Genomic DNA, 26,769 nt, shown 5'->3' with positions numbered 1-26,769 from the left:
TTTTGTTCGATACCGCCATACTTGCTATCGAAAGCAGCATACTTATATCTGGCATCCAAACACGGAATCCACTCAACGTCTGATTTAAGGATATTTTTTACCTCTTTTATGGTTTCAGGGACATGAGTTATCCAGTAACAGTGAGAACTTAATTCCTGGACCATTTTAGCAGAGTAAAGGGCTGAATCAGCCATATGGTAAATTGTCTGTTCAGTGTTGAGATTCTTACGCACTTCTTGAATGGTTCGGATTAGTGTCTTTTTATCAGAGATGTTTCCGGATAAAGGCTCCATGAAAACCGGAATCCCACGTTGATCTGTTACTAAAGAAAGGACAAACTGCTTCAAATCATTACGATGATCTTTAGAATGGCCACGAACCAGTTTAATCAATCGGGTATTCAGGTCTCGATCATATTCACCTGTTACACTGATGGTTGTCGTATCATAATGGAGTCGAAGAACCCCATGGAGAAGATTATCAAGGATTTCAAGGACAATCCCTGTGAATAACTCTGTAGGACCTGCTGCGGCTATTGCTTCGAGAGTTTCACCAAATAAATACTGATTCAGGTGCTTTGATTCGATACCCTCACCAATCAGTCGTTCCGTGGCAACATCATCAAAATATTCTGGCATTAGGTAAAGTCGACGTTCAGTGAAACCTAAACAATTGAGTAGTAATGCTTTGACGGATTGACCATGAGTGACATTGTGACTGCGTTTTTTTGGTATAACTCGGTCGATATATTCACAGATTCCAAGTTTGTCAATTATCCCTGAAACGATCCCTAAATGAGCTATTGTTACATTTGAATCATCAACGATGGACATTATTCAAAAAGAGTATACAACGTACTCAGATTTAAATGTTTGTACTAAATTCAAGTTTTGTAACACTCATTGCTGCCGAGTATCGGTTACAATATCATCGCTTTCTTTTTTCATACCAACATTCTGATAAGAATTCTGAACTCTTGAAATTTTTGCTACGATTAGGCTCTTTTCCTGAATTTAAATTTTCATGAACTAATCAAACAAAACAACGTCCTGAAATATTATTATTCCCCATATATTCATATAAATATAAAGATCATTTTAAATAGAACGGATTGGGGCAGATAATGAAATCAATCGTCGAAGAAGCATTAAACCGGGCAAAAGCAGAGCAAATGACTCCGCAGAACAATAGCGACCTGGATGCTATTCTCCGGACCATGAACACCCGTATATCGGTTGTCGGGTGCGGGGGAGGGGGATCCAACACCATCACCCGGATGATGGATGAAGGCATTGCCGGAACTACTCTGTATGCCATCAACACCGATGCCATGCATCTTGCTACCGTTAAGGCAGATCATCGGATCCTCATTGGTCGGCAAAGGACACGGGGTCTTGGTGCCGGATCTTACCCACAGGTCGGAGAAGAAGCAGCTCTTGAAAGTGAACATGACATCCGGAGAGCAGTAGAAGATTCAGATATGGTCTTTATTACTGCCGGTCTTGGGGGTGGGACCGGAACCGGATGTGCACCGGTTGTTGCGAGAGCTGCCCATGAAGAAGGCGCCCTTACTATCGCAATAGTCACACTTCCATTCTCATCAGAGGGTGCAATCAGAATGGAAAACGCCGAGGCAGGCCTTGAACGTCTCCGCGATGTGGCTGACACGGTAATAGTTGTCCCTAATGATCGCCTTATTGAAGTAGTTCCAAAACTTCCACTCTATGCAGCATTTAAGGTAGCTGATGAAGTCCTTATGCGTGCAGTTAAGGGAATAACCGAACTCATTACCGTCCCAGGTCTCGTGAACCTTGACTTTGCAGATATCCGTGCAGTCATGGAAAAGGGCGGAGTTGCAATGATCGGTATGGGTGAGAGTGACGCCCAGGATAAATCTGCAGACTCAGTCAGGAAAGCAATCCGTTCTCCCCTTCTGGACATTGACATCTCCTGCGCTACCTCAGCTCTGGTTAATGTAACTGGAGGTCCGGATATGACCATGGCAGAAGCGGAAGGAGTTGTTGAAGAGGTATATAACCTGATTGACCCGGATGCACGTATTATCTGGGGTGCACAAATTGATCCTACCATGCAGAATACCATCCGGACACTCCTTATTCTGACAGGGGTTCGGTCGCCACAAATATATGGTAGGAATGAAAAAAATAACCCGAAATTTCAGAGACACTTTGAGATTGATTTTCTGAAGTGATATATATGGAAATCCCCAAACTGGACATAAATTTAAACGAGGAACTGTTCCGCAAATATGTGCGTATCCTCAAACTGGCCCGTTTTCCAACCAGAGATGAATTTACAAAAATCTCTCTGGTGGCTGCGGCAGGTGTTGTGCTGATCGGTATTATCGGGTTCATAATTTACGAACTCTTCCTCGTACTCCCGGCCTGATCAACATGGAAACAGAACACCGTCTCAGCCGCATTTATGCGGTAAAGACCACAAACCGGGCAGAACGGTCGGTCGCTGACAATATAGAGAAGGCGGTGCGGGAAGTGGATAATGATATCCGGGTTATGTCAGTAATTGTCCCTGATGAACTCAAAGGATACGTACTTGTAGAAACTTACGAACCGCTCGCCAGGGTTCAGGAGCTGATGGAACGGGTCCCCAGTGCGCGCACTGTACTCGCCGGAGCCACAACACTGGAGGAAGTCGGCCACTACCTGGTACCAAAACCGGCAGTCAGCGGCATTGATGAAGGCACTATAGTTGAACTGATCAACGGTCCGTTCAAAGGTGAAAAAGCGGTTGTTAAAAGGGTAGACGCTTCAAAAGAAGAAATTACCGTAGAATTATACGAGAGCGTTCTGCCTATTCCCATCACGGTTCGCGGAGATCATGTCCGCGTCATAGACCGTGGAGAAGATGATCAGTAGGAAAAAACCCTTACTATCATTCAGGCATATTCTTTTTTATCTATCCTTCCAACCTTAATGAACCCAGATGGACATTCGATGTCCTGACTGGTGATACACAATGGCAGAAGTAGTCGAGGTACTAGTACCCGGTGGCAAAGCAACAGCCGGACCACCACTTGGTCCGGCACTGGGTCCTCTTGGTATCAACGTCAAAGCTGTCGTTGATGAGATCAACAAGAAGACTGCATCCTTTAATGGTATGCAGGTTCCTGTTCGCGTTGAAGTGGATGAAAAGAAAAATTTCACCATCTCAGTTGGTATTCCGCCAACAACCGCTCTCATCATGAAAGAAGCAGGCGTTGAAAAAGGCTCCGGAGAGCCGAATACCAATATTGTCGGGGACTTGTCACTTGAGTCTGCTGTCACGATTGCCAAAATGAAACTTGATGATATGCTTTCTTACGACCTGAAAAATGCGGTTAAGGAAGTAATCGGTACCTGCGTTTCGCTTGGTATCACGGTTTCAGGCAAAAAACCCAAAGAGATGCTCAAAGAGATCGATGCGGGAAATCATGACGCAGTTCTCGTGGGATAGGATCGATAAGTAACCATAGAAGATCGTCTAAGGCACGGTCGCATCACTATGGAGGAACCTGATGGTAGAGAAAAGCGTCCTTATTGACGCATTGAAAAAGGCAAAAGAACAGGCGCCTGAACGGAAATTCACCGAGAGTGTCGATATGACCATTAACCTGAAAAATATCGACATGTCTCAGCCGAAAAACCGTATTGATGAGACGATTCTCCTTCCTCACGGAAATGGTAGAGTTGTCAAAATAGCCGTTCTTGGTTCTGGAGACATAGTAACCCAGGCCAGAGAATCCGGCGTTGAACTCATCATGGGACCGGAAGAGATTGAGCGCCTTGGAGGAGCCCCTCGTGAAGCACGTAAAGTTGCGTCCGAGCATCAGTTTTTCCTTGCAGAAACGCCAGTTATGAGTCTTGTCGGACGATGGTTAGGTCCAAGACTGGGTCCAAGAGGCCGTATGCCTCAGCCGATTCCAGCAGGAATGGACATTCGTCCCATCGTGGAAAGATTACGAAAATCCGTAAAAATCCGTACCAAAGACAAGATGTCATTCTCACTCAAAATCGGATCAACCGCGATGAGTGATGAGGAAATTGCAGCTAATATCGATGCAGTCCTCAAGCGTATTCTGTCAAAACTGGAGATGGGTGACTTCCAGGTAAGGTCGGTCTACATAAAGACAACCATGGGGCCATCAGTGAAGGTGGAATTATAATGGGATTATATACCGTTCATCTGCCCCAGTGGAAAAAGGACGAGATATCAGAGATCAAACGTCTTGCCAGTGAATACAAACTGGTAGGTCTTGTTGATATGTATGGTATCCCGGCTAAACAGGTGCAGGATATCAGGAGAAATCTTCGCGGGAAAGCCGAACTGAAGATGACCCGTAACACACTCATCGAACACGCTTTCGGTGAGCAAGGGGATCTCGGTGAGCTTTCTTCGCGTCTTTCCGGACATTCCGCTCTCATCTTTACCAATGAAAATCCTTTCAAGCTGTACAGCATGCTTGAAAAGACGAAAACAAAGATGGCAGCACGTCCGGGAGAGACTGCACCGGAAGACATCGTCATTTCAAAAGGACCGACCAGCTTCCGTCCTGGTCCGATCGTAGGAGAACTTCAGCAGGCCGGTATTCCTGCAGCAATTGAAGCAGGAAAAGTTACCATTCGTGAAACAAAAACGGTGGTAAAAGCCGGTCAGGAAATCAACAAGAAACTTGCTGATGCCCTCGTAAAGCTTGATATCAAACCGATGGATGTCGGTCTTGCTCTTCAGGCAGCTTTCTATGAAGGAAGCGTTTATGAAGCAGATGTCCTTGCGATCGACGAGACTGCATTCTACAACAGTATTATTTCCGCTGCAACTCATGCATTCAACCTCTCTGTGAATGCCTGCTATCCGACCAAGGATACTGCCGGCGCCATCATAACGAAGGCTGTGCGTGAAGCACGTGGAGTAGCTGTCGAAGCTGCAGTCGCAAGCAATGATGTAATAGACGCTGTTCTTGGAAGAGCTCAGGCTCAGGCTATGGCTCTTCAGAACATAACCGGGTAATACCGGATGCAAACAATACGAACAATCGGAAAATTTAGGTGAAATAATCATGGAGTATGTTTACGCTGCACTCCTTCTTTTCAAAGCAGGAAAGGAGATCAACGAATCCTCTGTTCAGGCAGTACTTACTGCCGCTGGTATCGCTGTCAACGAATCACGTGTCAAGGCACTTGTTGCATCTCTCGATGGTGTAGACATTGAAGAGGCCATCAGCAAGGCAGCCGCAGCACCGGTAGCAGTCGCAGCCGCAGCACCAGCAGGTGGAGCAGCACCAGCAGCTGCTGCAGCAGAAGAAGCACCGGCAGAAGACAAGAAGGCTGAAGAAGAAAGTGGAATGGCAGGGCTCGGTGCCCTGTTCGGATAAATTTTCTTTTTTTTTTACACGAGAAATCAGATTTTATACTGATTTATTAAAAATAGTTTTACTTGGTTATATCAGGGAGATCCCCGGATACACCGGAGTGATATTCTCAAATGGCACTCCCATCTTCTGAAGTACAGTCGGAACGATATCCTTCTGGTCACCAGTCTCATTGAGACCTAGTTCATTTGTAATTAACCAGAGGTCATTTTGCCCGGCATCATCTGTCTGACCGGAATTAAACCCGTGATCAGTAGTAATAAAAATCATCGTGTTTTCTGCAACACCTGCATCCCGTACTGCGTTCAGAATCATCCCGGTTCCGGCATCAACATTGATTATCTGGTCCAGTTGTTTTTGTGTTCCTGCTCCGAATGCGTATCCTGAATCTGCAGCATCCCTGAAATGGATAAAAATAAAAAACCGTCCCTGGTTAGCAAAATGATGGACTGCTTCAGTAGCTACTGACCCGACCAGTCCTGCATCACTATTCTTATCATAATAATAATCAACTATCTTTCCGGCATGATAAAAAGGAAGACCATGTAATGAACCAAGACTTTTCTCCTGGGATGCAATAATTCCGGTAAATATGGTATCTTCACCAAGACTATCCTCAAGTCGTTCAAACAAAGTAAGCCCGGAAGGAATTTCCTTGTACCGCATGCTCTTAAACACTCCGGTTATTTCAGGAGGATATCCCGTTAGCATCTGTGCATGACCAGACATAGTATCAGGAAAATGATCCGTGATTGAAAGATTCACAAAACTACCGTTTTTATAAATTCCAGTAAGGTTTTGTAATTTTCCTGAATCCATCAGTTCCAAAAGAGGATCTTTTGACACTCCGTCCCAACTGATAAGAATAGCATTGGGTTCCTCGGTTTTCCCGGATACTATCCCGGTTGAAATTATTATAATTATAAGACAAAGGTTGATAAAATAGAAATTTTTTAGTTTTTTCATAAATTCACAAATTCCCTGGCCCGTACCGTTGGGCAATTTTTTGAAAGTATGATTGGTGATATTCTTCCGCAGGCCAGAACTCCGGAGCCGGTAGCACCTGAGTTACTATCTTCTTTTCATAAAGGTCGGATTTTTCCAGATCACGAATGAATTTTTCAGCGATATTTTTCTGTTCATCGGTGGTATAAAAAATTACTGACCTGTACTGTGTTCCAATATCAGGTCCCTGCCTGTTTAATTCTGTAGGATTGTGATTAGAAAAAAAGATATCCAGAAGTTGATGATATTGAATTTTTGTGTAATCAAATTCTATTGCAACCGTTTCAGCATGACCAGTTGAATCAGAACAAACCTCCTGATAGGTAGGATCCTGCGTAGTTCCTCCCATATACCCAACCTGGGTCCGGATTACTCCAGGAATTTGTTGGAAAACGGCTTCCATTCCCCAAAAACATCCTCCTGCAAAAAAGGCGAAGGCCATATAATAAAGTTATATCATAGTGACTATTTAGTGACTGGTATCAGAAGTGAAATCTATATACTCAAAACCTCATTTGTTCATTATGAACAATATCATAAAAGTTGGAGTGGCATTATTATTTCTTGCACTAATCAGTGTTCCATGTATCGGAGAACTCACCTCCATCCGGGCGGGGGGAACGGTTTTTCTTGGTGAGGAGGGTCTTGATATCACCGCTTCAGGAGTTGTTGACGGTGACCGGATTGGATGGTGGGCTCCGGGTAGTTCTGTCACTTCTGAACCAACTGATGTTGTTACCATCTCTTCACCTGATTCCTTTTATGTATCTCCCTCTACCTTTTCCGGAAAAGAAGGACTTTGGTACACCTGGCCAGGAAAAATCCCGGTATTCCAGGTAAAACAACCAAAAATATCTATCCGGGTATATGATGAAACTGCAGACTTTGATGGGACAGGAAAATGGATCCCCCGGGGAGATGCCATCTCTTTCAGAATTTCCTCTAACGTTTTTGAAGCAAATTCACGGGGTGGTTCGTCTGGCCAGGCAGATGTTGTCCTTATGAGTCCTGAAGGAGCGAAATATTCCTCAGTATCTGGTCCTTCCGGATCATTCAGTTTAGAGGGAATACCTCTTACATCCTCTCTTACCAATACCGGACCTGTCTGGAGCACTGGAGGTGTTGATACCGGAACCTGGACCGTTCGTGCAGAACTTTCTATGAACCGGATTAAGGATAATCTGCCGGACATTGGGGAGGGCGTATCTGAAACAATGGAAGTTCTCATTCAGAATGTAAATCCCCTCATTAAATCTGATGTTGCAATAGAAATCGGAGATAGCGCAGATACGAAGTTGCCAGTTAAAGAAGTAACAAGAGTTATAACTCCTCTTCCTACCATCACTGTAATTCCTAAGACACCTCTTCCAACGGTTCAAAAAACAGAACAGACTCCTGTGCCTGTAACTACAATGCCCAACACAACAATTCCCGCTGCAACACCTGTACCTTCAGAAGAACCACCAGTAACAACATCCCCGTTACCTGAAACCACTCAATCCCCAATAGGATTTTTACCAATTCTTGGGGGAATTCTTTTTATGATCCTAGTCCGGAGATCATGAAAAGAACAGGATCCTTTTTTACTCATTCCTACCAGTATATTTCATGAATCTTGGATCAACGATTATCAAATCCCGGAGGAGTGTCAGATCATATACAAACACTCCAATTAATGATGAAATTATCAAGGAAACGCTGGAATGCGGACGTTTAGCACCAACCGCAATGAATTTACAACCCTGGCTTTTGGGAGTAGTAACTGACCGCGATCTCCTCTCACAAATTGCAGCAATTACGGATCATGGAAAATTCATTGCTGATGCTGCAGTGTGTTTTGTCACCTGCGGTGACAAAAATGCAAAATATTATCTTGAAGACTGCTCTGCTGCTACTATGAACATGATTACCTGTCTTCAGGGATATGGAGTAGGTACATGCTGGGTTGCTGGTGACAAAAAGGAATATGCACCAAAAATCGCCTCATTACTTCAGATACCAGAGCCCTATTCCATTGTTTCTCTCATTCCGGCAGGGTTCCCAAAAGAAGTACATGTGCCCCAGAAAAAACCAGGCAAAGAAATTTTCTTCACAAACCAGTGGACACCAGATGTAGATAAAAAATAATTTTTTTATATTGATTTAAACAGCGTTACTACATCAGTATAATCTATTCTTCCATTTCCGGAAAAGTCAAAAACAGTAACCGGTTCATTTGAACTTATCCAGGTCATCTGTTTAAAAAATAATACTACATCTGAAAAATCAGTCCTGCTGTTTCCATTAACGTCTTCGTATTTTCCATCACCATTCAGATCTTTTGGAGCATTACTCTGACCAGGAAGTGCCACAACTCCTGACGATGAACCTCCTCCGAGAGCCTTAAGTACATTAATCCGGCCACCTGAAACTGTTTTTCCGGAGAATGCTGATAATTTATCAACACTACTCAAAATTTTCGTTTTCAGGGCCGACGGAGTAAGAGAAGAATCCTTTGACAGAAGAAGTGCTGCAAGACCGGCAACATGTGGTGTAGCCATCGATGTTCCTTTCATCTTCACATACTGATGACCCAGAGCAGTCGGATAGGTAGACATGATCCAGTCACCAGGTGCTGCCAGATCAACCGAACTGGCCCCGTAATTTGAGAAAGATGGAATTCCATCATCATCGTCTGAGGCTGCCACAGATATAATCTGGTCCGAACTAAATCCTGAAGGGTAATGAGGGGTTATATCATTATTCGATCCGGCATTTCCTGCTGCACAGGCAAATAATACATTTGTTGACGAGATAGCATCCCCTAATGCCTGACTCTTTGCAGTTCCCCCCCAGGAGCAACTGATTACATCTGCACCCATCCGCCGGGCATATGCAATTGCATTCAGTGACGCAGCAGTATCTCCGTTTCCATCTGCCCGGAGAAACTTAAGGGGCATAATCTTTACTTTCCAACTTAATCCTGCAATACCCACACCATTATTTCCAATTGCACCTATCACTCCGGCGCAGTGGGTTCCATGACCATTGTCATCCATAGGATCATTATCATTATTGATAAAATCGTACCCATGAACATCATCGATGTACCCGTTTCCATCATCATCAATGCCATTACCTGCTATCTCACCAGGATTTGTCCAGATATTTGCAGCAAGGTCCGGATGAGTATAATCCACACCGGTATCAATTACAGCAACTACAATAGAATCAGAACCGGTGGTGATATCCCATCCTTTGGCGGCACTAATGTCAGCCCCGCTCTTCCCACCGGTCTGTCCGGTATTGGTAAGACCCCATTGATCTGAGAATTTTGGATCGTTAGGATAAGATAGTGCAGATATTTCACCAGTATCATTCTCATTCGCTGGTTCAGTCTCTGGAAGTGACAGTGAAATGATGAAATTTGGTTCAGCATATGCCACATAGGGAGATTGCTCCAGTTCTTCAATTGCCTCTTTTACCGAGAGTGAACCTGAGATATCCAGAGCCTGCAGATTAGATAATCCTTCAGCTGAAAAATCCGTAGCAACTTCGGCTCCGAGTGCCTCAAGAGCTACCGGACCAGTTCCCTCTGCAGCAAGAGCGGCAACACTGCCATCTTTATATTTTACAATCAGTTCGCCTGGAACATATGCAGCGGTTGTTTCCGGTGATTGAACTGTCGGAGTGACATTTTGTTCATCACCAAGAACTGCACATGAAAAGCCGGTTATAAGAAATCCTGATAAAATTAACAGTTTCACTACTACTGTAAGATGCGCGAAATGCATATTCATCCCCCACTCAAATCGTTTCACCAGACACGATGTACTAGGATCTATCAATTCAGAGAGATTTAAGTATCTTCTCTGTTGTCATTCGCATGAATGAAAAAAAGCATGGATAACACAAAAAACGGGAACTGTTATCTTACAAACAGGAGACGTAATTCTATGAATCGACCGGTGCTCCAGGTCGCGCTGGATCTTGTAGAACTGGACAGGGCAGTGACTATTGCCGGTGAAGCAGTTGCCGGTGGTGCGGACTGGCTGGAAGCTGGAACCCCACTCATTAAGAGTGAAGGAATGCGGGCAGTTTCTACATTAAAAGCCACATATCCGGATCATACCATAATTGCGGACATGAAAACGGCAGATACCGGTGCCATTGAAGTAGAGATGGCTGCTAAATCAGGAGCGGATATTGTCTGTGTTCTTGGTGCATCTGATGATTCTGTCATCGCCGAATCTGTCCGAGCTGCACGAAAATATGGCGTCAAAATTATGGCTGACCTGATTTCTGTCACCAATCCTGCTATTAGAGCATCAGAACTGGAACAACTGGGAGTAGATTATCTTTGTGCCCATACCGGCATAGATCAGCAGATGACCGGAACCGACTCGCTTGATCTCTTGCTTAAAGTTATACATGAAGTAACCATTCCTGTAGCAGCAGCAGGTGGAATATCTGAAAAAACCTCCCCCGGAGCAATAGCAGCCGGAGCAAAAATTGTGATTGTTGGGGGATCAATTATCAGGTCTTCCGATGTTTCTGGTTCTACGCGCAGAATCCGCGAAGCTATGGACAAACCATTGCCCTACTCAGGTCCTTCTAAAAATAAGGATGAGGAGATTCGTGAAATTCTCACCCTGGTATCTTCATCCAATGTATCAGATGCTATGCACAGGAAGGGGGCAATGACCGGGCTTTTTTCTGTTTGTCAGGGAACAAAAGCGGTTGGAAAAGCAGTAACAGTTCAGACTTTTGCCGGTGACTGGGCAAAACCGGTTGAAGCAATTGATCTGGCCGGGCCAGGGGATATCATTGTCATCAATAATGACCAGGGAACACGCATTGCACCATGGGGAGAACTTGCTACGATCTCCTGTATTAATCGGGGCATATCCGGCGTAGTAATAGACGGAGCAGCACGTGATATTGATGATATCAGAAAGATGAAATTTCCCATCTGGGTACGGGCACTCGCTCCCAATGCAGGTGAACCCAAAGGGTTTGGAGAGATAGGGGCCGAGATATCCTGTTGCGGACAGACGGTAAACCCGGGAGACTGGATCATTGGGGATGATAGTGGTGTTGTTGTTATTCCTAAAACCCGTGCTTATGAAATTACCCGAAGGGCTAAAGAGGTTTATAATACTGAACTGAGAATCCGGGAAGAGCTGCACCGGGGAAAGAGCCTCTCCCAGGTAATGAATCTTATCCGCTGGGAAAAAAAATAATCTGTTTTTCTTCTTTTCTCATATTTTATACGTCTCTTATCCGCAGAAAATATATAGTTACTAAATCATTTAGTAACTAAGCATTATGGATGATGATAAAAAATTTCGGGATCTGTACCAGGTCTGGATGCGAATCATAAATAAACTGAATGAATCGGAAAAACTTCCCAGAAATTTTGGAATCGATCAACTTATCTCTCCTTCTGATATTCACCTCCTGCAGGCAATAGGTGATAATCCAGAGAGTAATGGCCGAAACATTTCAGAAATTCTTGGTATCACACCAGGTGCAGCGTCTCAGCAATTAACAAAATTATCAAAACGTGGACTTATAACAAAAGTCAGAGGACAAAAAAATGAAAAAGAGATCTCTCTGAAACTTACCCCTTTGGGAAAAACCGCATATGACAATCATGCAATTATTCATGAAAAGGTTTACCAGAAAATTATCAATCGAATTGGCTTACTTTCTCCCGATGAACTTTGCATGCTGGAACGCGTTTTAATTGCTGTAGAATCAGTGTATGATGAACGAATCGAAGAGGTAAGAGAAAGTCTCTCATTATGCGGGAGAAAATCATCCAAATGTCAACCAAGGGAGCTGAATACATGAATCCACTAAGAAGAGTCGGTGAACTGACTATCGCCCATCTTGTAAACGATATTTACGCTCCTGTTTTAATGGCACTTCAGCCGGTCCTCATCACCATGTATGGGTATGGATATTTCGAAGCAGCCCTTCTACCAGTCGTACACAGCCTGACCTCGTCCCTCCTTCAACCGTTATTTGGATATCTTGCAGATAAAAAAGGGCTCAAGGTTAGTGTCGGACTATCCATCCTTTTATCTGGTATTGGTGTTTCGCTCCTGGGATTAGTCCCAAATTTATACCTGCTTATGCTGGTTTGTGTGATAATTTCAGGTATTGGTCATGCAAGTTTCCATCCGGGTGCCCTATGTAAAGTCAGCCAGATTGCAACCGGAAGTTCACGAGGAAAATTAACTTCCCTTTTTGTGGTAGGGGGAAATCTTGGAATGGCACTAGGCCCTATCATTGCAGGAATAATTCTCTCCTCCGGTGGAGTTCCTCAGGTAGTCTGGCTGATAATCCCTGCGGTAATCGCAGCATTTCTCCTGTATCTTCACCCGATATCTGATAATTGCCAGATTGAGTCTAAAAAACAGACCGGAGAGAAAGAAAACTGGAGACCGGTAATTCTTCTCTTCTCCGGTTCAACCCTCCGGTCCTGGGTAACTTTTGGATCTATGACTTTTCTGCCTACGTACCTGGTTCTCGAAGGATATCCCCTTCTTGAAGCAACGATGCTGGTAAGCCTCATGCTTCTTGCCGGAGTCGCCGGACAGATGAGTGGAGGTACTCTCTCAGATAGAATCGGAAGAAAGAAAGTGGTAGTTATTACCACACTTCTCTCAATTCCAGCATTTGCTGCAATCCTGCTAACTCACGGAATATTCCTGATATTATCTATGATGATCTTCGGATTCATGCTTTGGGCTTCATTTTCTGTGACCATTGCCATGTCCCATGAGATGATGCCTTCGAAAGTGGGTTTAATATCCGGATTATTCCTGGGCATTGCCATGGGAGCCGGAGGAATAGGAGTATCTCTTTCAGGACTGCTTGCTGACCGGTTCGGGCTATATGCAAGTCTGGAGATATTTCCATTTATTCTGGTTATCGCAACAATCCTGTTCATTCTGGTAAAAACACCCGGAAGAACAATTCATCAATAAATTTTTTGATACTTTTATTTCCTCTTTTTTATGAAATATCTATTATGTATGATGAGAAAATATAATCATACCAGGATGAGGGGAAAATGATATCGAATAACCGGATATATTGGATTCTTTTCAGTATACTGATCATAATAAATTTCTCAATTTTTTCAGTAAGTGCTGATGAAAAAGAGGGAAGTTTTGCTCCACTATCAGAATCATGGCAGCTTAATGTGACGGCTGCTGATAATGAAACAATTGATAATACGTATTGTTGTGGAAGCGGAATGCTTCGTGAAAGTCCGGTTAATCTTTCACATCTTATCGGGAAAAAAATTAGTACTTCCAGTACATTTAGAATCTTAACTGATTATCCCTCAACATTTGATTTAAGAGATTCTAACAGGGTCCCTGAAATCCGAGATCAGGGTCAGAGCGGCAGTTGCTGGGATTTTTCTTCAATAAAATCCCTTGAATCTTCTATTCTCCCGGAAGTTTCCAAAGATTTTTCAGAAAACAATCTAAAAAACCATGTCTCTGTTTATGATCCACAGGGATTTGACTTTGCTGACGGAGGTAATGACCTCATGGCGGCGGCATATTTTCTTCGTGAATCCGGCCCGGTACCTGAAAAACTCGATCCATATAATCCCTATTCATTTGTCTCACCTGGAAACCTGCCGGTAGAAAACCTGGTAAGTGATGTGCCAATGATTCCCGGAAGGTCAGACGCTACTGATAATGAAAAAGTAAAATGGGGAATCGTCAACCTGGGCTGCCTGTACACAACAATATTATTCGATAACCAGTATTATAACGAAGAAACTTCCTCATACTATAATCCTGAAGGAACCACCCCAAATCACGCCATTTCTATCATCGGTTGGGATGACAACTACCCTGCCAGTTCTTTTTCTGATACGCCTGCCGGAGATGGAGCATTTTTATGTGCAAACAGTTGGGGAACAAACTGGGGAGATGAGGGATTTTTTTATATTTCATATTACGATACCCTTGTGGGTAAACATCTTACAGGTTTTTCTGCTGCAACCGATAACCGCGATGGTACATACGGATATGACACCCTCGGATGGGTAAACAGTTTTGGGTTTGGCTTTTCAGAAGCCTCTGCAGCGAATGTTTTTACCGCCACTGAAGATATTGAACTTACCAGTGCTGGAATTTACACCGCCCAGTTAAAAACCAGCATTACTGCTCATGTTTATCTTGACCCTGAAAAGGGACCGACTGGAAACTCTGATGCGGAGATCTCACAGAGTGAGACTTTTGATATTCCCGGATACCATACAATAGGATTTGATATTCCGGTTAAAGTTAAAAAAGGTCAGAAATTTTCCATTGTTATCGATATCTATACCCCGGATTATGGTTTTCCTATACCTGTTGAATATCCGGTTGAGGGATACAGTAGTAAAGCAACGGCATCATCAGGACAAAGCTACGTAAAAACATCTGAAGGAGCCTGGTCAGACCTTACCGCATGGAATCCCCAGGCCAATGTTTGCATAAGGGCTGGATACATCCTTGTTTCAGGCCCGAAAGCAGATTTTTATGGAGAACCGGTAAGTGGAAGTGCCCCGCTTACAGTCTCTTTTCATGACACCTCATCAGGAAAACCTGAACGGTGGCTCTGGCAATTTGGAGACGGCTCGACATCAACAGAGCAAAACCCTGTTCATACCTATTATCTGAATGGAACATATACCGTATCTTTGGTGAGTGATACTCCGGAAGGAGAATCAAAAATGGTTAAAAATGACTATGTCACTGTTTCACAACCATCAACCATCACCGTTCCAGATGATCATTCTCTTATCCAGGAAGCAATCAATACAGCTTCTCCGGGTTCAACCATTCTTGTCAGATATGGATATTATCCTGAACAACTTACCATTTCAAAACCGGTGACTCTTCAGGGACTTGAGTCTGATGATGACCAAAAACCAATCATTGATTCACAATTCACCGGAACACCGGTGAGCATTACGGCAGCCGGAGTCACCCTGGATAACTTTTCTCTTACCGGAGCATGGTCAGAAACGGCAATACGTCCGGGAATAGCCGTCAGAGGAGATAATGCAATAATAAAAAATAACTGGATTTTTGAGAATTATGCCGGAGTCAGATTTGAAAATGTAAACGGTGGAACGCTGGAAAATAATATCATTTGGAATTCATCCAGTTCTGCAGTATACTCTGAATCCGGATCATATCTCGATATTACGAACAATACCATTGTATGGACCACCGGAGCACCTGCACTCAGGATGGTGTCGGGATATAATTCTGTAATTAAAGGGAATGTTATTGCAGAAAATGAGAATGCCGGACTATCATTAACCGGAACAGGAATTACTGTCTACGATAATTTTCTGAATAATACGCAAAATGTGGCTCTCACGTCCGATACAAAAGTAACCTGGAATGCTCAAAAGATGAACGGACCAAATATCGTTCTTGGGCCTTATATTGGCGGAAATTTCTGGGCTGCTCCGGATGGAACAGGATTTTCTGAAACTCATCAGGATGAAGACGGAGATGGGTTTTGTGATGAAGTATACCGTATCGGAGGAGAAAATGTAGATGAACTCCCCCTTGCTGTGCCTGATTCGATTACACCATCAGCAGATTTTGAGGCAACTCCTGTTACCGGAGCAATGCCACTCACCGTTCAGTTCATCGATAAGTCTCTGGGTTCAATCGAGAGCAGATTATGGAACTTTGGAGATGGAGAATCTTCTGCGGAAATAAATCCGGTCCATACCTACACAAAAGCCGGAAAATTTGATGTAAACCTGACAGTCTCTGGTCCGAAGGGAACTGATGTAGAGATTAAATTACAATATATTACCGTAACCGGCACAGGAAATTCATATGTTCTGACATTTTTACCTGGCTGGAATTTTTTTACCCCTCCTCAAACATTATCCTCAGGAACAGATACTGCAGAAATTTTTGCTAATGTAGAGACAGATGGTCACTCACTATTTACCTACCCGAATCTTTCTGCAGGATGGACAAAGATTACCCGGAATACCATATTACATCCGGTTACCGGATACTGGATCTATTCAAAGAACAGGGTTGATACGACTCTCTGGCTTGATCCCATTAGTGGAGGATCGAAGAATATTGAGACCGGGTGGAATGCAATAGGGTCAAGAGGAACTGGTCCTGAAAAGGCAAAGGATGCAATGAGTTCTTTGGGAGATGCCTGGCAATACCTGGTAGGTTTTGATGAAAGCACCCAAAAATATTATGATATTATTATCCGGGGAGGATCTGGAAAAAACAGTGATGAACAGAACTTACGTTCAGGGCACGGATACTGGCTCTACTCTACCAGTCCGGGCATTCTCTATGCATCTTAATCCTCCAAAATATTTAAGAAAGAGTTAAGTCGGAAAGAAAAAGAGATTTGCATATATGATCTCAAATCGTAACTGGCTGGTTTTGTTTGCACTCAGTCTTTTATGTTCTTCTATTCTTTTGTTTATCCTTCATTTTGAGATTTTTCATGATTTTCATCACATTCTAATTTATACCATCCATGATCTTGCCTTCCTTCCTGTTGAAGTATTACTGGTAACAGTAATTCTCCACCAGATGCTTGAACGGCAGGCCATGAAAAATAAACTGAATAAACTTAATATGGTCATCGGAGTATTTTTTTCTGAAATAGGAGTTCCTCTTATGAGGGTTTTTGCTTCGTATGATCTTGAATTAAAAATGAAAACTGATTTTTTTTCATCACTTTCAACGTGGGATCATGTTACATTTTTAAGAAAGAAAAAAGAAGCGATGAAATTTCACTTTTACTCTCCCCTATCATGTGAAAACCTGGTATCTCTAAGGGAAATGCTTCTTCAAAAAGAAGATTTGATGATTAGAATGCTTGAAAACCCAATGCTTCTTGAACATGAATCCTTTACGGATCTTCTCCAGGCCATATTTCATCTGACTGATGAATTACGATATCGGGGAGATTGCATGAATCTGCCTGATAGTGATATTCATCATTTGTCAGGAGATATCACCCGTGGATACTCCCTTATGATTCCAACTTGGCTTACCTATCTGGAATACCTTAAAACAAATTATCCTTATCTTTATTCACTGGCAGTCCGCACAAATCCTTTTTCTGAAAACGTTGATGTAATAATCAGAGAATAAAACCTTTTTTCCATTTCCGATAATCTGGATACAGATCCTATGGATGAATTTTCACGGACCACTGTTACGATTCATGTAGAACGGGACATAACGGAGCTTGAACATGAATTAGATGCATATTTGACCAAAAAAGAAAAACAGATAAGATGAAATATAAAAATAATATTATATAATTGCCATTATTCAGGTATTGTGGTATCTATCCTGGGGTTCGATTGAGATGATTACAATCTCTTCAACCTCATGTGAAATTTCATTTATTATCGGACTGTATGTCCGGATAAAAACCCGTGATTCTTCATAATATCGTTCGCATAAAGACTGTTTTGTTTCCACCACAGTCTGAATGTGCTTACTAAACCGATCAGTTGCATCAGAATCGTGAAAACTCCCGTACCATGTACCAACATAATCCCCTTTAATTCCTAATCTTTCCTGATGATGAGAGTTCATGAAACGATACCTGCAATCTTTATCTACCGTATAAATCGAATCATGCATTGCCTCAACGAGAATTTTATAGTGCTCTTCAAGAGAATGAACGATCTTTTCAAGAGTCCTGGTCTCTGTAATTTCAGTTGAAATAACCGTTGCTGCTATTGTCATACCTAATATTTCATTTGTTACCGGACTTATGGTTCTGACAAACCATCGGTTATTTTTCTGGTATTCATCATGAAGTGAAATTCCTTTTTCAATGACATGGTGAATAAGTCCAAGAAAATGGATACTCTCTTCTTCGTTATGAAGATCATCATAATAATATTTCTGACATTCTTGCCCGGTAATTCCCAGTCTTTCCTGATGATGAGAATTGATGAACAGATACCGGCCACGTTTATCCACCATGTAAATAGAATCCTGAGTAGATTCAACCAAGGTTTTATAATTTGTTTCAGACTGAATCAGTGCTTCTTCTACCCGTTTTCGCATTACTGCCTGATGAATCATATTCCGAAGTTCTGCAAACTGGACCTTTGGTTCAGACCCTTTTTGGAGATAAAAATCTGCACCGGAATTTAACGCTTCAATAACAATATCTTCACGACTTCTTCCGGTAAAAATTATAAATGGTTTTTCAAGACCAAGACGTTTGATGGTTCTGAGAAAATCAATACCATCCATTTGAGGCATTTCATAGTCCGAAACAATAGCATCATACTTATTATCCTTCAGCATTTCTATTGCAGACAGAGCGGAGGTACTGGTGTCAACGATAATGTCCCCTCCTTTTTCCAGGAATATCCGGGTAATATCTAATAATTCTTCCTGGTCATCCACGAGCAGTAATTTAATAATTGTCATGGTGCTAAGAGACCTCTGGTCACTAAGAAAGAATCTGACCTGATGTATATCCTGACTAAAGTATCAATACCACTCTTTCATGAAAAAAGATTTCGTTTTACTTTTCAGTTTTTTTAAAATTTAAAAATTTTTCGAGTCTTATCTACCATTATTTCTATCATTTTCCATATTCTAATAGTAAAAACAATAATCAAACCTCACCAGTAATATTCACCTATAGCAAAAAATATTTTATTAGTATTTTAAATATATAAAATAATAAATAAAAATATTCTTATCCCCGAAGCAACTTCTGCATTTTTTCGATTGATGATTCATTCATTACCGCAAGCACTTCATCACCAGGAGAAAGAATGACATTACCCCGGGGAATAACGATTTTTCCATTACGTAATATTGCTGATATTACACATTCCTGGGGAAATGGAATATCTTTTATCGCTCTGCCCACTACTTCAGAACTATCTGCCACAATATTTTCAACAAGAGAATATTCTCCGGTCCGAAGTTTAAGCATAGTCATCATATCTCCGACAGACATCTCCCTCGCTATTAAATGGGCCATGATATCAGCCTGGTTAACGGTAACATCCACACCCATCTCTCTGGTAAAAAGCCATGAATTTTTCGGGATATTTACCCGGGCAATGGTTCTTTTTACCCTAAACTCAAATTTTGCAAGACTGGCTATTACCAAATTAATTTCATCAGATCTGGTTACTGCAGCAACCACGTTGACCGATTTGATTCCTGCATCCTGAAGTTGAAACGGACTTGTTGGATCCCCGAATTTCAATAGAGAATCAGGAAATTCATGCTGTAATCTCCCATAATCCTCCTTATCACCTTCAAGAATCGTTACCTGATGACCGCCGGATAACAAAATTTTTGCAAGATAGGTACCTACCTTTCCACCTCCTGCAATGAGAACAGATAAACTCATTATCCACCTCCGGTTATTTGCATGACTTCTTTTAAGCGATCAACTGACTGTTCCTCAACCGCTATATGAACAATATCTCCTTTTTCAAATGTTGTGCCAAGCGTCGGTATGCTGGTTTTCCCTTTCCGGGTCAATGAAATGACAATAATCTCTCCGGGAACGGTAAGGTCTTTTACCTGGTGTCCGGCCAGAGTTGGGTGAATTTCATACCGGACAATGCCTACTTCTCCATTGCCTATTCCATGTATTATATCAAGATGAGAAAAAGTAAGAATCTCCGAAATTCGCTCAATCCCAAGTTTAACATTTGTCACCGTCTGTATTCCGAGTTTATGATAGAGTTCTGCATACCGGGGATCATGAGTTCTTGCAATTACTTTGGGCACACGAAACAGCTGTCTTGCTGCCCGTGCAACTACAATATTTACCGCATCATTACCAGTAACAGCAGCGAGTCCGTCTGCTTTGTCAATTTCACTTCCATAAAATGATTCCTGATCCAATGCATCCCGCTGAATAAAATGCCCGGTAAAACCCTTGCCCAGACGTTCAAAAGCTTTTGAATCATGATCAACTACCGTTACATCATGATGAGCACGGACAAGCCGGAGTGCAAGTCCGGAGCCCATCCTTCCACATCCGATAATAATAAGTTTCATGCGATTTCTCCTGTATTTTCTATTTTTACCCGGGTTTTTTCGAATTTTCTTAAAACACCTTTTCTGAGTTCTTCAGCCAGCAACAAGGCAGGGGCCCAGGCAAAAAGAAACAGCCAATTTTCAACGGGAAATGGAGCAGTACCTATGATCTCCTGGAAAAATGGAACATAAATAATTATCAGGATGATAATTAGTTCACTGGCAATACCAATCCATATCATCCTGTTTGAAAAAAAACCAATGGAAAAAATAGAAGATCGTTCAGTCCGATGTGCCAGAACATTTCCTATTTGTGTGGTTACCACTGCAGCAAGAGCCATTCCGACTGCAGAATGATAAATAGGGCCTTCGGCAGGAAGATCGAAGATCTGACCCCAGTATCCGTGTGTCCAGTACTGGAAGAAAAAGGCAGACATAACTGCAATACTTTGAATCGGACCAAGCCAGAGGTATGATTTGAGTAAGAGCGACCTGGTTATCACATGTTCTTTGAGGTTTCTTGGTGGTTTATCCATGATCCCCGGCTCCGGAGGTTCAGATCCAAGTGCAAGTGCGGGCACAAGGTCGGTTCCCAGATCAACAGATAATATGGGCATTACATCAAGAGCTAGAGGGATTCTGGCTTTACTAAATGCAAACAGGATAAAAGGAACTGCTTCCGGAGTATTACTGGTAAAAATGTAACCGGTGAATTTTTTGATATTAGCATACACTGCCCTTCCTTCTTCAACGGCATTAACGATAGATGCAAAATTATCATCGGTAAGGACCATATCTGCCGCTTCTTTTGCAACATCCGTTCCGGAAATTCCCATTGCAACACCAATATCTGCTTTTTTAAGAGCGGGTGCATCATTTACTCCATCCCCGGTAACTGCCACAATGTGCCCGCACTCACGGAGGGTTTCGACAACACGTAATTTATGTTCGGGAGCTACCCTGGCGAAAATAATTTCGTCATTTAAGGCATTTTTAAGTTCTTCTCCAGACATCTGATCAAGATCGGCACCAGTTACAATCCGGGGATTGTCTCCGGTGATAATCCCGATACGGCGGGCAATACTTTTTGCCGTAAGTCCATAATCACCGGTGATCATGATGATCCGTATCCTGGCATGATGACATTTTTTTACTGCTTCTGCAACTTCCGGCCTTGGAGGATCCATCATGGCAATAAGACCCAGGAAAGTCATATCATGCTCTACCTCCTCCGGATTTTCATAAGATCCGCTATATGGGAGAGTTTTCATGGCAATCCCAAGTACTCTTAAACCCTGTTCTGCGAATGAATCATTCACTGCAATTATTCCAGCTCGCATCTCGGGTTCAAGTTCTCGTTTATCAGAACCTTCATAGTATGATGTTGAGATGTCAAGAACCGCTTTTGGGGCTCCCTTCAGATAAACAACCTGATCCTCCGTTCCAAGATGGATAGTACTCATGAGCTTCCTCCTGGAATCAAAAGGAAATTCCCGAGCACGAGGAAATTCATGATTTTCCTGTTCATACCGAATACCCAGTTTTTCAGCAGCAACTAAGATAGCAGCTTCAGTCGGATCTCCAAGAATAGTCCATCCGGTACCATCCGGCTTTGGAGGAATCAATCTGGCATTTGAACAGAGAATTCCTGCAATAAGAAATTGTTTTAATCGGGTTTGTATTTCAGGTGTGAACTCTCCCTGTTCTGGTGTGATATCCCCCTTTGGTTCATATCCGACACCAGTTACATGAAAATTTGAACCTGGTAGCCATATCCGGCTCACGGTCATCTCATTTTGTGTCAGGGTACCGGTCTTGTCAGTACAGATAACAGAGGTACAGCCAAGAGTTTCGACGGCAGATAGTCGTTTAATGAGGGCATGTCGTTTTGCCATTCGTTGAGATCCGCGTGCCAGGGCCAGGGTTACCGTGGGCAAAAGACCTTCCGGGACAAATGCAACTATCATTCCAAGAGCAAAAATAAAACTCTCAGCAAGATTCACCTGAGTAAGGGAGATAAGCATAAGAAAGAAGAGGAAACCAACGCTTACTGCAACAATGGTCACCATTCTGGTAACATGCACCATCTCCTGTTGCAAAGGACTCTTATCTTCTTCTATTCCCTGGGTAAGATGAGCGACATTTCCAAACTCAGTCCCCATTCCGGTTGTTGTGACTATTGCAAGGCCGGTTCCGGAGACTACACTTGTTCCGGCAAATACATAGTTTGGATATTCGATTTTGGAGAGATCTGTTCCAAAAAAAGGATCTGCTATCTTTTTCACCGGATGGGATTCTCCGGTAAGAGTTGATTGGGAAACCCGAAGCTGTGAGGCTTCAACCAGTCGTGCATCAGCGGAGATATGGTCTCCTTCAGATAATACCATAAGGTCTCCCGGAACCAGATCTTCAGCCGAAATTTCCATGGACTGACCTTCACGAATAACACGGACTTTTACCGGAAGCAATTTCATAAGAGCATCTGCAGCTTTTTCGGCTCTGAATTCCTGCCAGAATGAAAAAAGACCATTAATGAGATTGACCATCCAGACTGCGACACCAAGCTGAGGCATTCCTGCAATAAATGCCACAATTCCACCAATCCAGAGAAGAATGGCCATCAGGTGAGAGAAATTTTTCAAAAACCTGATATATATGGACTTTTTCCGGGTTCTTTCCAGGGTATTTTTTCCATATTTTTTAACGCGGGTTTCTGCTTCAGAAAAAGAAAGACCATGAGAATTTGTCTGGTACCAGGAGTAAACTTCTGAAACTGAAGAAGACAATGAAGGTTCTGCCCGAGTATCAGTTTTATTGATTCCTTTATCCCGGTCCATATGCCCATATCCTGAAAAAGATAGATCCCAGTATAAGTGTGCATTTTACCTCCGAGATAATAAAAAGAACTGATACCTCAATAACTCAATTTAGGTAAAATAGGATTTTTAACAACTAAACAAGCTAAAAAAACCGTCAGTTGTCATAAAATGAGGATAAAAAAAAGGGAAAAGATTATTCCTTAATAATTGAGCAAACCCGACCAACCTGTCCGGAAACAAGCCTGACTTTTATTCCATGCGGATGCATCGAAGAATTGGTCAGGATTTCCCTTACTTCTCCCCGGGTTGTTTTTCCACTTCTCTGATCCTGCTTTTGAATAATATCAACACATAAACCTGGTTTAATATTTGATCTCTGCTTCCCTTCTCCGATGGAAGCAGACTGCGGGAGGTTTTGAATCACACGAACACCCGCAGAGTATAAGAGACATAACTATCCATATGAAAACCTTATGAAATAGAATTTCACAGAAGAAATAATCTTCCATTATCACTGTGCTGATGATGGAAAAATTACACATACACTCATATAGAATACCGGATAATTTTTCTCTCATCTCCCTATGGTACATAAAATGGTGAGGAAGTATGACAACAACGGATGCAGCAACAAAAATGCAGTTCTCTGAGATAACAGCCAATCCAGCTCCACTGGGATTATTAGGATTTGGAATGACTACAGTTCTCCTAAATCTACATAATGCAGGATTATTTACGCTTGGATCCATGATCCTTGCAATGGGTCTTTGTTACGGAGGGACCGCTCAGATAATTGCAGGACTTATGGAATGGAAAAAGAATAACACATTTGGTACTACGGCTTTTCTCTCGTATGGCCTTTTCTGGATTTCACTGGTATTAATTCTGATATTTCCAGTCGCAGGACTGACTGAAGGAACTGGCGGAAATATTGCCATGGCATCATACCTTATTATGTGGGGAATCTTTACTTCGATAATGTTTCTTGGAACTCTGATGTTCAACCGTGCCATGCAGTTTGTTTTCGCATCTCTAGCTATTCTGTTCTTCCTGCTTGCAATCGGAGATATAACCGGCATTCAGGAAATTACCCGAATTGCCGGAATAGAAGGAATAATATGTGGGTTTTCAGCAATATACACAGGTCTGGCCCAGGTTCTGAATGAAGCCTATGGCAAAGTTGTCTGGCCGGTCTGGCCGGTTTAATTTTTTTAATTTTTCCAATTTTAAATTTTTTCTGACAAATCTGAAGATATCAGGTAATATATAGCCATACGAACAATATCTGCATAAGATACTCAATGATTCCGATTACTCTCAATCAACTCATCGTTTTTGGAATATTGTTCTTCTCTCTGGTACTTTTTATTAATGGCCGGTTCAGATATGATGTTGTTGCCTTGTTAGGTCTTTGTATTGCAACCATTCTAGGGGTTGTTCCATGGAATCAGGCATTTTATGGATTTGCAAACCCGGCAGTAATCACTGTCGCTGCAGTTCTGATCATCAGCCGTGGTCTCTTAAATGCCGGAGTTGTTGAGCTGTTAACAGGTTTTCTTTACAAAGCAGGCAATCGTCCGACATTTCAGGTATCAGTCCTTACCGGACTTGTCATCACTTTTTCTGCGTTTATGAACAATGTCGGAGCTCTTGCACTTCTTATGCCAGTCGGGTTAAAGATGGCACGAAAAAGTCTCGTCCCGGCATCTATACTTCTGCTCCCTCTTGCATTTGGTTCTCAATTAGGAGGGATGATTACTCTTATCGGCACTCCGCCAAACCTTATTATTTCTGCATTCAGACAGGAACATCTGGGCCAGCCATATGGGATGTTTGATTTTTCACCGGTTGGTATTGGAGTTTCGCTGGTTGCATTTTTATTTATGGCAATTATCGGATGGAGACTTATCCCAAAACGAACTCCCCCAGGATCACGTGATGATTTTTTTAACATTCATGATTATATTACGGAAATCAGGGTTACGGAAGAATCAAAATATGCAGGAAAATCTCTTCGGGAGATTGTAAAAGCGACCAATGCCAAAGTAACTATTGTCCAGCTCATCAGGGGTGGATTCTCCCGTCCGGTACCATATATGTATGAACGAATTAAATCAGGAGATATCCTGATTGTTCAGTCAGCACTTGAAGATTTGAAAGCTTTTCTCAATACTACCGGATTTATTCTTGAAGAACATGCAGATATCAATCGTGAATTGATTGAATCCGGTGATACCATCCTGATGGAAGCCACCATAAAACTCGATTCTCCCGCGATTGGATCCACAGTAAAAGATATCGATTTACGGGCAGGGTTCGGAGTAAACCTATTAGCCGTTTCCAGACAGGGAGTAATACTCAGACAACGCCTGAATGAGATTATGTTTCAGGCTGGTGATGTCCTGCTACTTCAGGGAACAGACGGAACATTACGGGAAGCGATAAAAGTTCTTGGATGTTTTCCTCTGGCTGAACGAGGACTAAAAATTGGTTCAGGAAGAATTATCGAGGCAGTTGGCATTTTTGCTATAGCCATCATTATAGCGGCAATGGGACTGGTTCCGGTCCAGATTATCTTTACCATTGCAGCACTCATCATGGTCATGGTATCACTAGTACCAGTCAGGGAAATTTACGAGAGTATTGACTGGCCGGTAATAATCCTCCTTGGGGCATTTATTCCGGTGGGACAGGCCATGGAGGATACCGGAGGAGCAGAGCTCATTGCTTCCACTCTGCTTTCATTCAAATTTCTCCTGACTCCGGTTACATTACTGGTCATTCTTCTGATAGTTACCATGTTTCTCTCAGCTCTTATCAATAATGCTGCAACAGCAGTCCTTATGGCACCGATTTCTTATAATATCGCTACCGGTCTTGCCGTTTCACCAGACCCGTTTCTCATGGCAATCGTTGTGGGTGCATCAAGTTCTTTCCTGACTCCGGTAGGCCATCAATCTAATGCCCTGGTAATGGGGCCTTCGGGTCTGCGGTTTGGAGACTACTGGAAACTGGGACTTCCACTTGAGATTGTGATAGTGATTGTTACAATACCCCTTATTCTTTATTTCTGGCCGATGTAATGCCCAATAATTTCATTCTTTACAAATTCTTTCGGGATTTACATTTATTATCATTCAGGTTTCTTACTCCGGGAGGTTAAGACACCTTTTTTTCAAGAGTAAAATAAAATGCTGCTCCAGAACCTAACTTTGAATGAGCCTGAATAAGACCATTATGTTTAATAATAATTCTTTTTACGATAGCAAGTCCGACTCCGGTTCCTTCATACGTTCCGGATTTATCTAATTTATAAAACACATCAAATATTTTTTCCGCGAATTGATCTTCAAATCCAATTCCATTGTCCTTTACATAATATCCCCCCAACTTTTCTGATGATGAATACCCGATGGTTATCTTTGGATATTGTATTGTTTTGGTAAATTTCATTTCCCATTCCGCTCCCCCCCTAAAAAAACCGAATAATTTATGAAGGTCGGTCTTCGCTTAA

Annotated in this window: 26 protein-coding genes; 16 read left to right on the top strand and 10 right to left on the bottom strand. The window is 42.4% G+C overall.

From position 1 onward, the window contains the following. A partial coding sequence (locus DLD82_RS17090; protein WP_109942344.1) for an IS1634 family transposase occupies positions 1–833 on the bottom strand: 833 nt, incomplete at its 3' end. A gap of 290 nt (positions 834–1,123) precedes the next feature. Between DLD82_RS17090 and ftsZ the strand changes: the two genes are divergently transcribed. From ftsZ to rpl12p, 7 genes are all read left to right on the top strand, one after another. Continuing rightward, complete coding sequence (ftsZ, locus tag DLD82_RS17085) at positions 1,124–2,212, top strand: cell division protein FtsZ (RefSeq protein WP_109942343.1); 1,089 nt, start codon at positions 1,124–1,126, stop codon at positions 2,210–2,212. A gap of 5 nt (positions 2,213–2,217) precedes the next feature. Next, positions 2,218–2,409, top strand: a complete 192-nt coding sequence (locus DLD82_RS17080; RefSeq protein WP_109942342.1) for a protein translocase SEC61 complex subunit gamma — start codon at positions 2,218–2,220, stop codon at positions 2,407–2,409. Between the two features lie 5 nt (positions 2,410–2,414). Next, on the top strand, positions 2,415–2,897 hold the full coding sequence (locus DLD82_RS17075; protein WP_109942341.1) for a transcription elongation factor Spt5: 483 nt from the start codon (positions 2,415–2,417) through the stop codon (positions 2,895–2,897). Between the two features lie 100 nt (positions 2,898–2,997). Beyond that, on the top strand, positions 2,998–3,474 hold the full coding sequence (locus DLD82_RS17070; RefSeq protein WP_109942340.1) for a 50S ribosomal protein L11: 477 nt from the start codon (positions 2,998–3,000) through the stop codon (positions 3,472–3,474). A gap of 61 nt (positions 3,475–3,535) precedes the next feature. After that, positions 3,536–4,183, top strand: coding sequence for a 50S ribosomal protein L1 (locus DLD82_RS17065; RefSeq protein ID WP_109942339.1), 648 nt, complete (start codon positions 3,536–3,538; stop codon positions 4,181–4,183). After that, a complete protein-coding gene (locus DLD82_RS17060) occupies positions 4,183–5,028 on the top strand; it encodes a 50S ribosomal protein L10 (protein ID WP_109942338.1) in 846 nt (281 codons plus the stop codon). Before DLD82_RS17065 ends, DLD82_RS17060 begins: the two co-directional genes overlap by 1 nt. A 49-nt stretch (positions 5,029–5,077) precedes the next feature. Next, on the top strand, positions 5,078–5,392 hold the full coding sequence (gene rpl12p, locus DLD82_RS17055; protein WP_109942337.1) for a 50S ribosomal protein P1: 315 nt from the start codon (positions 5,078–5,080) through the stop codon (positions 5,390–5,392). A gap of 66 nt (positions 5,393–5,458) precedes the next feature. Here rpl12p and DLD82_RS17050 read toward each other — a convergent pair whose 3' ends face one another. Next, the gene (locus tag DLD82_RS17050; protein ID WP_109942336.1) at positions 5,459–6,355 is read right to left on the bottom strand and encodes an alkaline phosphatase family protein; all 897 of its coding nucleotides are present in this window, start codon (positions 6,353–6,355) and stop codon (positions 5,459–5,461) included. Positions 6,356–6,359: 4 nt separating this feature from the next. Beyond that, positions 6,360–6,836: a peptide-methionine (S)-S-oxide reductase MsrA gene (msrA, locus tag DLD82_RS17045; RefSeq protein WP_109942335.1), complete on the bottom strand. Its 477-nt coding sequence runs from the start codon at positions 6,834–6,836 to the stop codon at positions 6,360–6,362. An 82-nt stretch (positions 6,837–6,918) separates the two neighbouring features. Here msrA and DLD82_RS17040 point away from each other — a divergent pair, with 82 nt between their 5' ends. Both DLD82_RS17040 and DLD82_RS17035 read left to right on the top strand, forming a co-directional pair. Continuing rightward, positions 6,919–7,959 carry a DUF3821 domain-containing protein gene (locus DLD82_RS17040; RefSeq protein ID WP_146199849.1) on the top strand — a complete coding sequence of 347 codons (1,041 nt, stop codon included), beginning with the start codon at positions 6,919–6,921 and terminating at the stop codon, positions 7,957–7,959. Positions 7,960–8,002: 43 nt separating this feature from the next. After that, complete coding sequence (locus tag DLD82_RS17035; protein ID WP_109942333.1) at positions 8,003–8,521, top strand: nitroreductase family protein; 519 nt, start codon at positions 8,003–8,005, stop codon at positions 8,519–8,521. 5 nt (positions 8,522–8,526) lie between these two features. On the opposite strand, the gene DLD82_RS17030 is transcribed toward DLD82_RS17035, so the two are convergent. Then, positions 8,527–10,140 carry a S8 family serine peptidase gene (locus DLD82_RS17030; RefSeq protein WP_219968498.1) on the bottom strand — a complete coding sequence of 538 codons (1,614 nt, stop codon included), beginning with the start codon at positions 10,138–10,140 and terminating at the stop codon, positions 8,527–8,529. Positions 10,141–10,329: 189 nt separating this feature from the next. Here DLD82_RS17030 and hxlA point away from each other — a divergent pair, with 189 nt between their 5' ends. From hxlA to DLD82_RS17005, 5 genes are all read left to right on the top strand, one after another. Continuing rightward, positions 10,330–11,616, top strand: coding sequence for a 3-hexulose-6-phosphate synthase (hxlA, locus tag DLD82_RS17025; protein ID WP_109942331.1), 1,287 nt, complete (start codon positions 10,330–10,332; stop codon positions 11,614–11,616). 85 nt (positions 11,617–11,701) lie between these two features. Continuing rightward, positions 11,702–12,229: a MarR family winged helix-turn-helix transcriptional regulator gene (locus DLD82_RS17020; RefSeq protein WP_245920491.1), complete on the top strand. Its 528-nt coding sequence runs from the start codon at positions 11,702–11,704 to the stop codon at positions 12,227–12,229. Then, entirely contained in the window at positions 12,226–13,371 is a 1,146-nt protein-coding gene (locus DLD82_RS17015; protein WP_109942330.1) for an MFS transporter, read from the top strand. The genes DLD82_RS17020 and DLD82_RS17015 overlap by 4 nt, the downstream gene beginning before the upstream one ends. A gap of 86 nt (positions 13,372–13,457) precedes the next feature. Further along, the gene (locus DLD82_RS17010; protein WP_109942329.1) at positions 13,458–16,748 is read left to right on the top strand and encodes a lectin like domain-containing protein; all 3,291 of its coding nucleotides are present in this window, start codon (positions 13,458–13,460) and stop codon (positions 16,746–16,748) included. Positions 16,749–16,803: 55 nt separating this feature from the next. Beyond that, a complete protein-coding gene (locus DLD82_RS17005; RefSeq protein ID WP_109942328.1) occupies positions 16,804–17,550 on the top strand; it encodes a hypothetical protein in 747 nt (248 codons plus the stop codon). 183 nt (positions 17,551–17,733) lie between these two features. Here DLD82_RS17005 and DLD82_RS17000 read toward each other — a convergent pair whose 3' ends face one another. The 5 genes from DLD82_RS17000 to DLD82_RS16980 all read right to left on the bottom strand — a co-directional run bounded on the left by DLD82_RS17000 (position 17,734) and on the right by DLD82_RS16980 (position 23,679). Further along, positions 17,734–18,855: a response regulator gene (locus tag DLD82_RS17000; protein ID WP_109942327.1), complete on the bottom strand. Its 1,122-nt coding sequence runs from the start codon at positions 18,853–18,855 to the stop codon at positions 17,734–17,736. Positions 18,856–19,129: 274 nt separating this feature from the next. Next, complete coding sequence (locus DLD82_RS16995; RefSeq protein WP_109942326.1) at positions 19,130–19,798, bottom strand: potassium channel family protein; 669 nt, start codon at positions 19,796–19,798, stop codon at positions 19,130–19,132. Continuing rightward, on the bottom strand, positions 19,798–20,457 hold the full coding sequence (locus DLD82_RS16990) for a potassium channel family protein (RefSeq protein WP_109942325.1): 660 nt from the start codon (positions 20,455–20,457) through the stop codon (positions 19,798–19,800). Before DLD82_RS16990 ends, DLD82_RS16995 begins: the two co-directional genes overlap by 1 nt. Beyond that, the gene (locus DLD82_RS16985) at positions 20,454–23,273 is read right to left on the bottom strand and encodes a cation-translocating P-type ATPase (RefSeq protein WP_109942324.1); all 2,820 of its coding nucleotides are present in this window, start codon (positions 23,271–23,273) and stop codon (positions 20,454–20,456) included. Before DLD82_RS16985 ends, DLD82_RS16990 begins: the two co-directional genes overlap by 4 nt. Positions 23,274–23,448: 175 nt before the next feature. Further along, positions 23,449–23,679: a YwbE family protein gene (locus DLD82_RS16980; protein WP_245920490.1), complete on the bottom strand. Its 231-nt coding sequence runs from the start codon at positions 23,677–23,679 to the stop codon at positions 23,449–23,451. Positions 23,680–23,864: 185 nt separating this feature from the next. Between DLD82_RS16980 and DLD82_RS16975 the strand changes: the two genes are divergently transcribed. Both DLD82_RS16975 and DLD82_RS16970 read left to right on the top strand, forming a co-directional pair. After that, positions 23,865–24,461, top strand: a complete 597-nt coding sequence (locus DLD82_RS16975; protein WP_109942323.1) for an acetate uptake transporter — start codon at positions 23,865–23,867, stop codon at positions 24,459–24,461. 95 nt (positions 24,462–24,556) lie between these two features. After that, complete coding sequence (locus DLD82_RS16970; protein ID WP_109942322.1) at positions 24,557–26,338, top strand: SLC13 family permease; 1,782 nt, start codon at positions 24,557–24,559, stop codon at positions 26,336–26,338. Positions 26,339–26,414: 76 nt separating this feature from the next. On the opposite strand, the gene DLD82_RS16965 is transcribed toward DLD82_RS16970, so the two are convergent. After that, complete coding sequence (locus DLD82_RS16965) at positions 26,415–26,708, bottom strand: sensor histidine kinase (RefSeq protein ID WP_109942321.1); 294 nt, start codon at positions 26,706–26,708, stop codon at positions 26,415–26,417. Between the last annotated feature and the right edge of the window lie 61 nt (positions 26,709–26,769).

Source organism: Methanospirillum stamsii, from assembly GCF_003173335.1.
Taxonomy (GTDB): domain Archaea; phylum Halobacteriota; class Methanomicrobia; order Methanomicrobiales; family Methanospirillaceae; genus Methanospirillum; species Methanospirillum stamsii.
The sequence above is the reverse complement of the archived record's forward strand: the minus strand, read 5'-3'. Positions and strand labels throughout refer to the sequence as shown.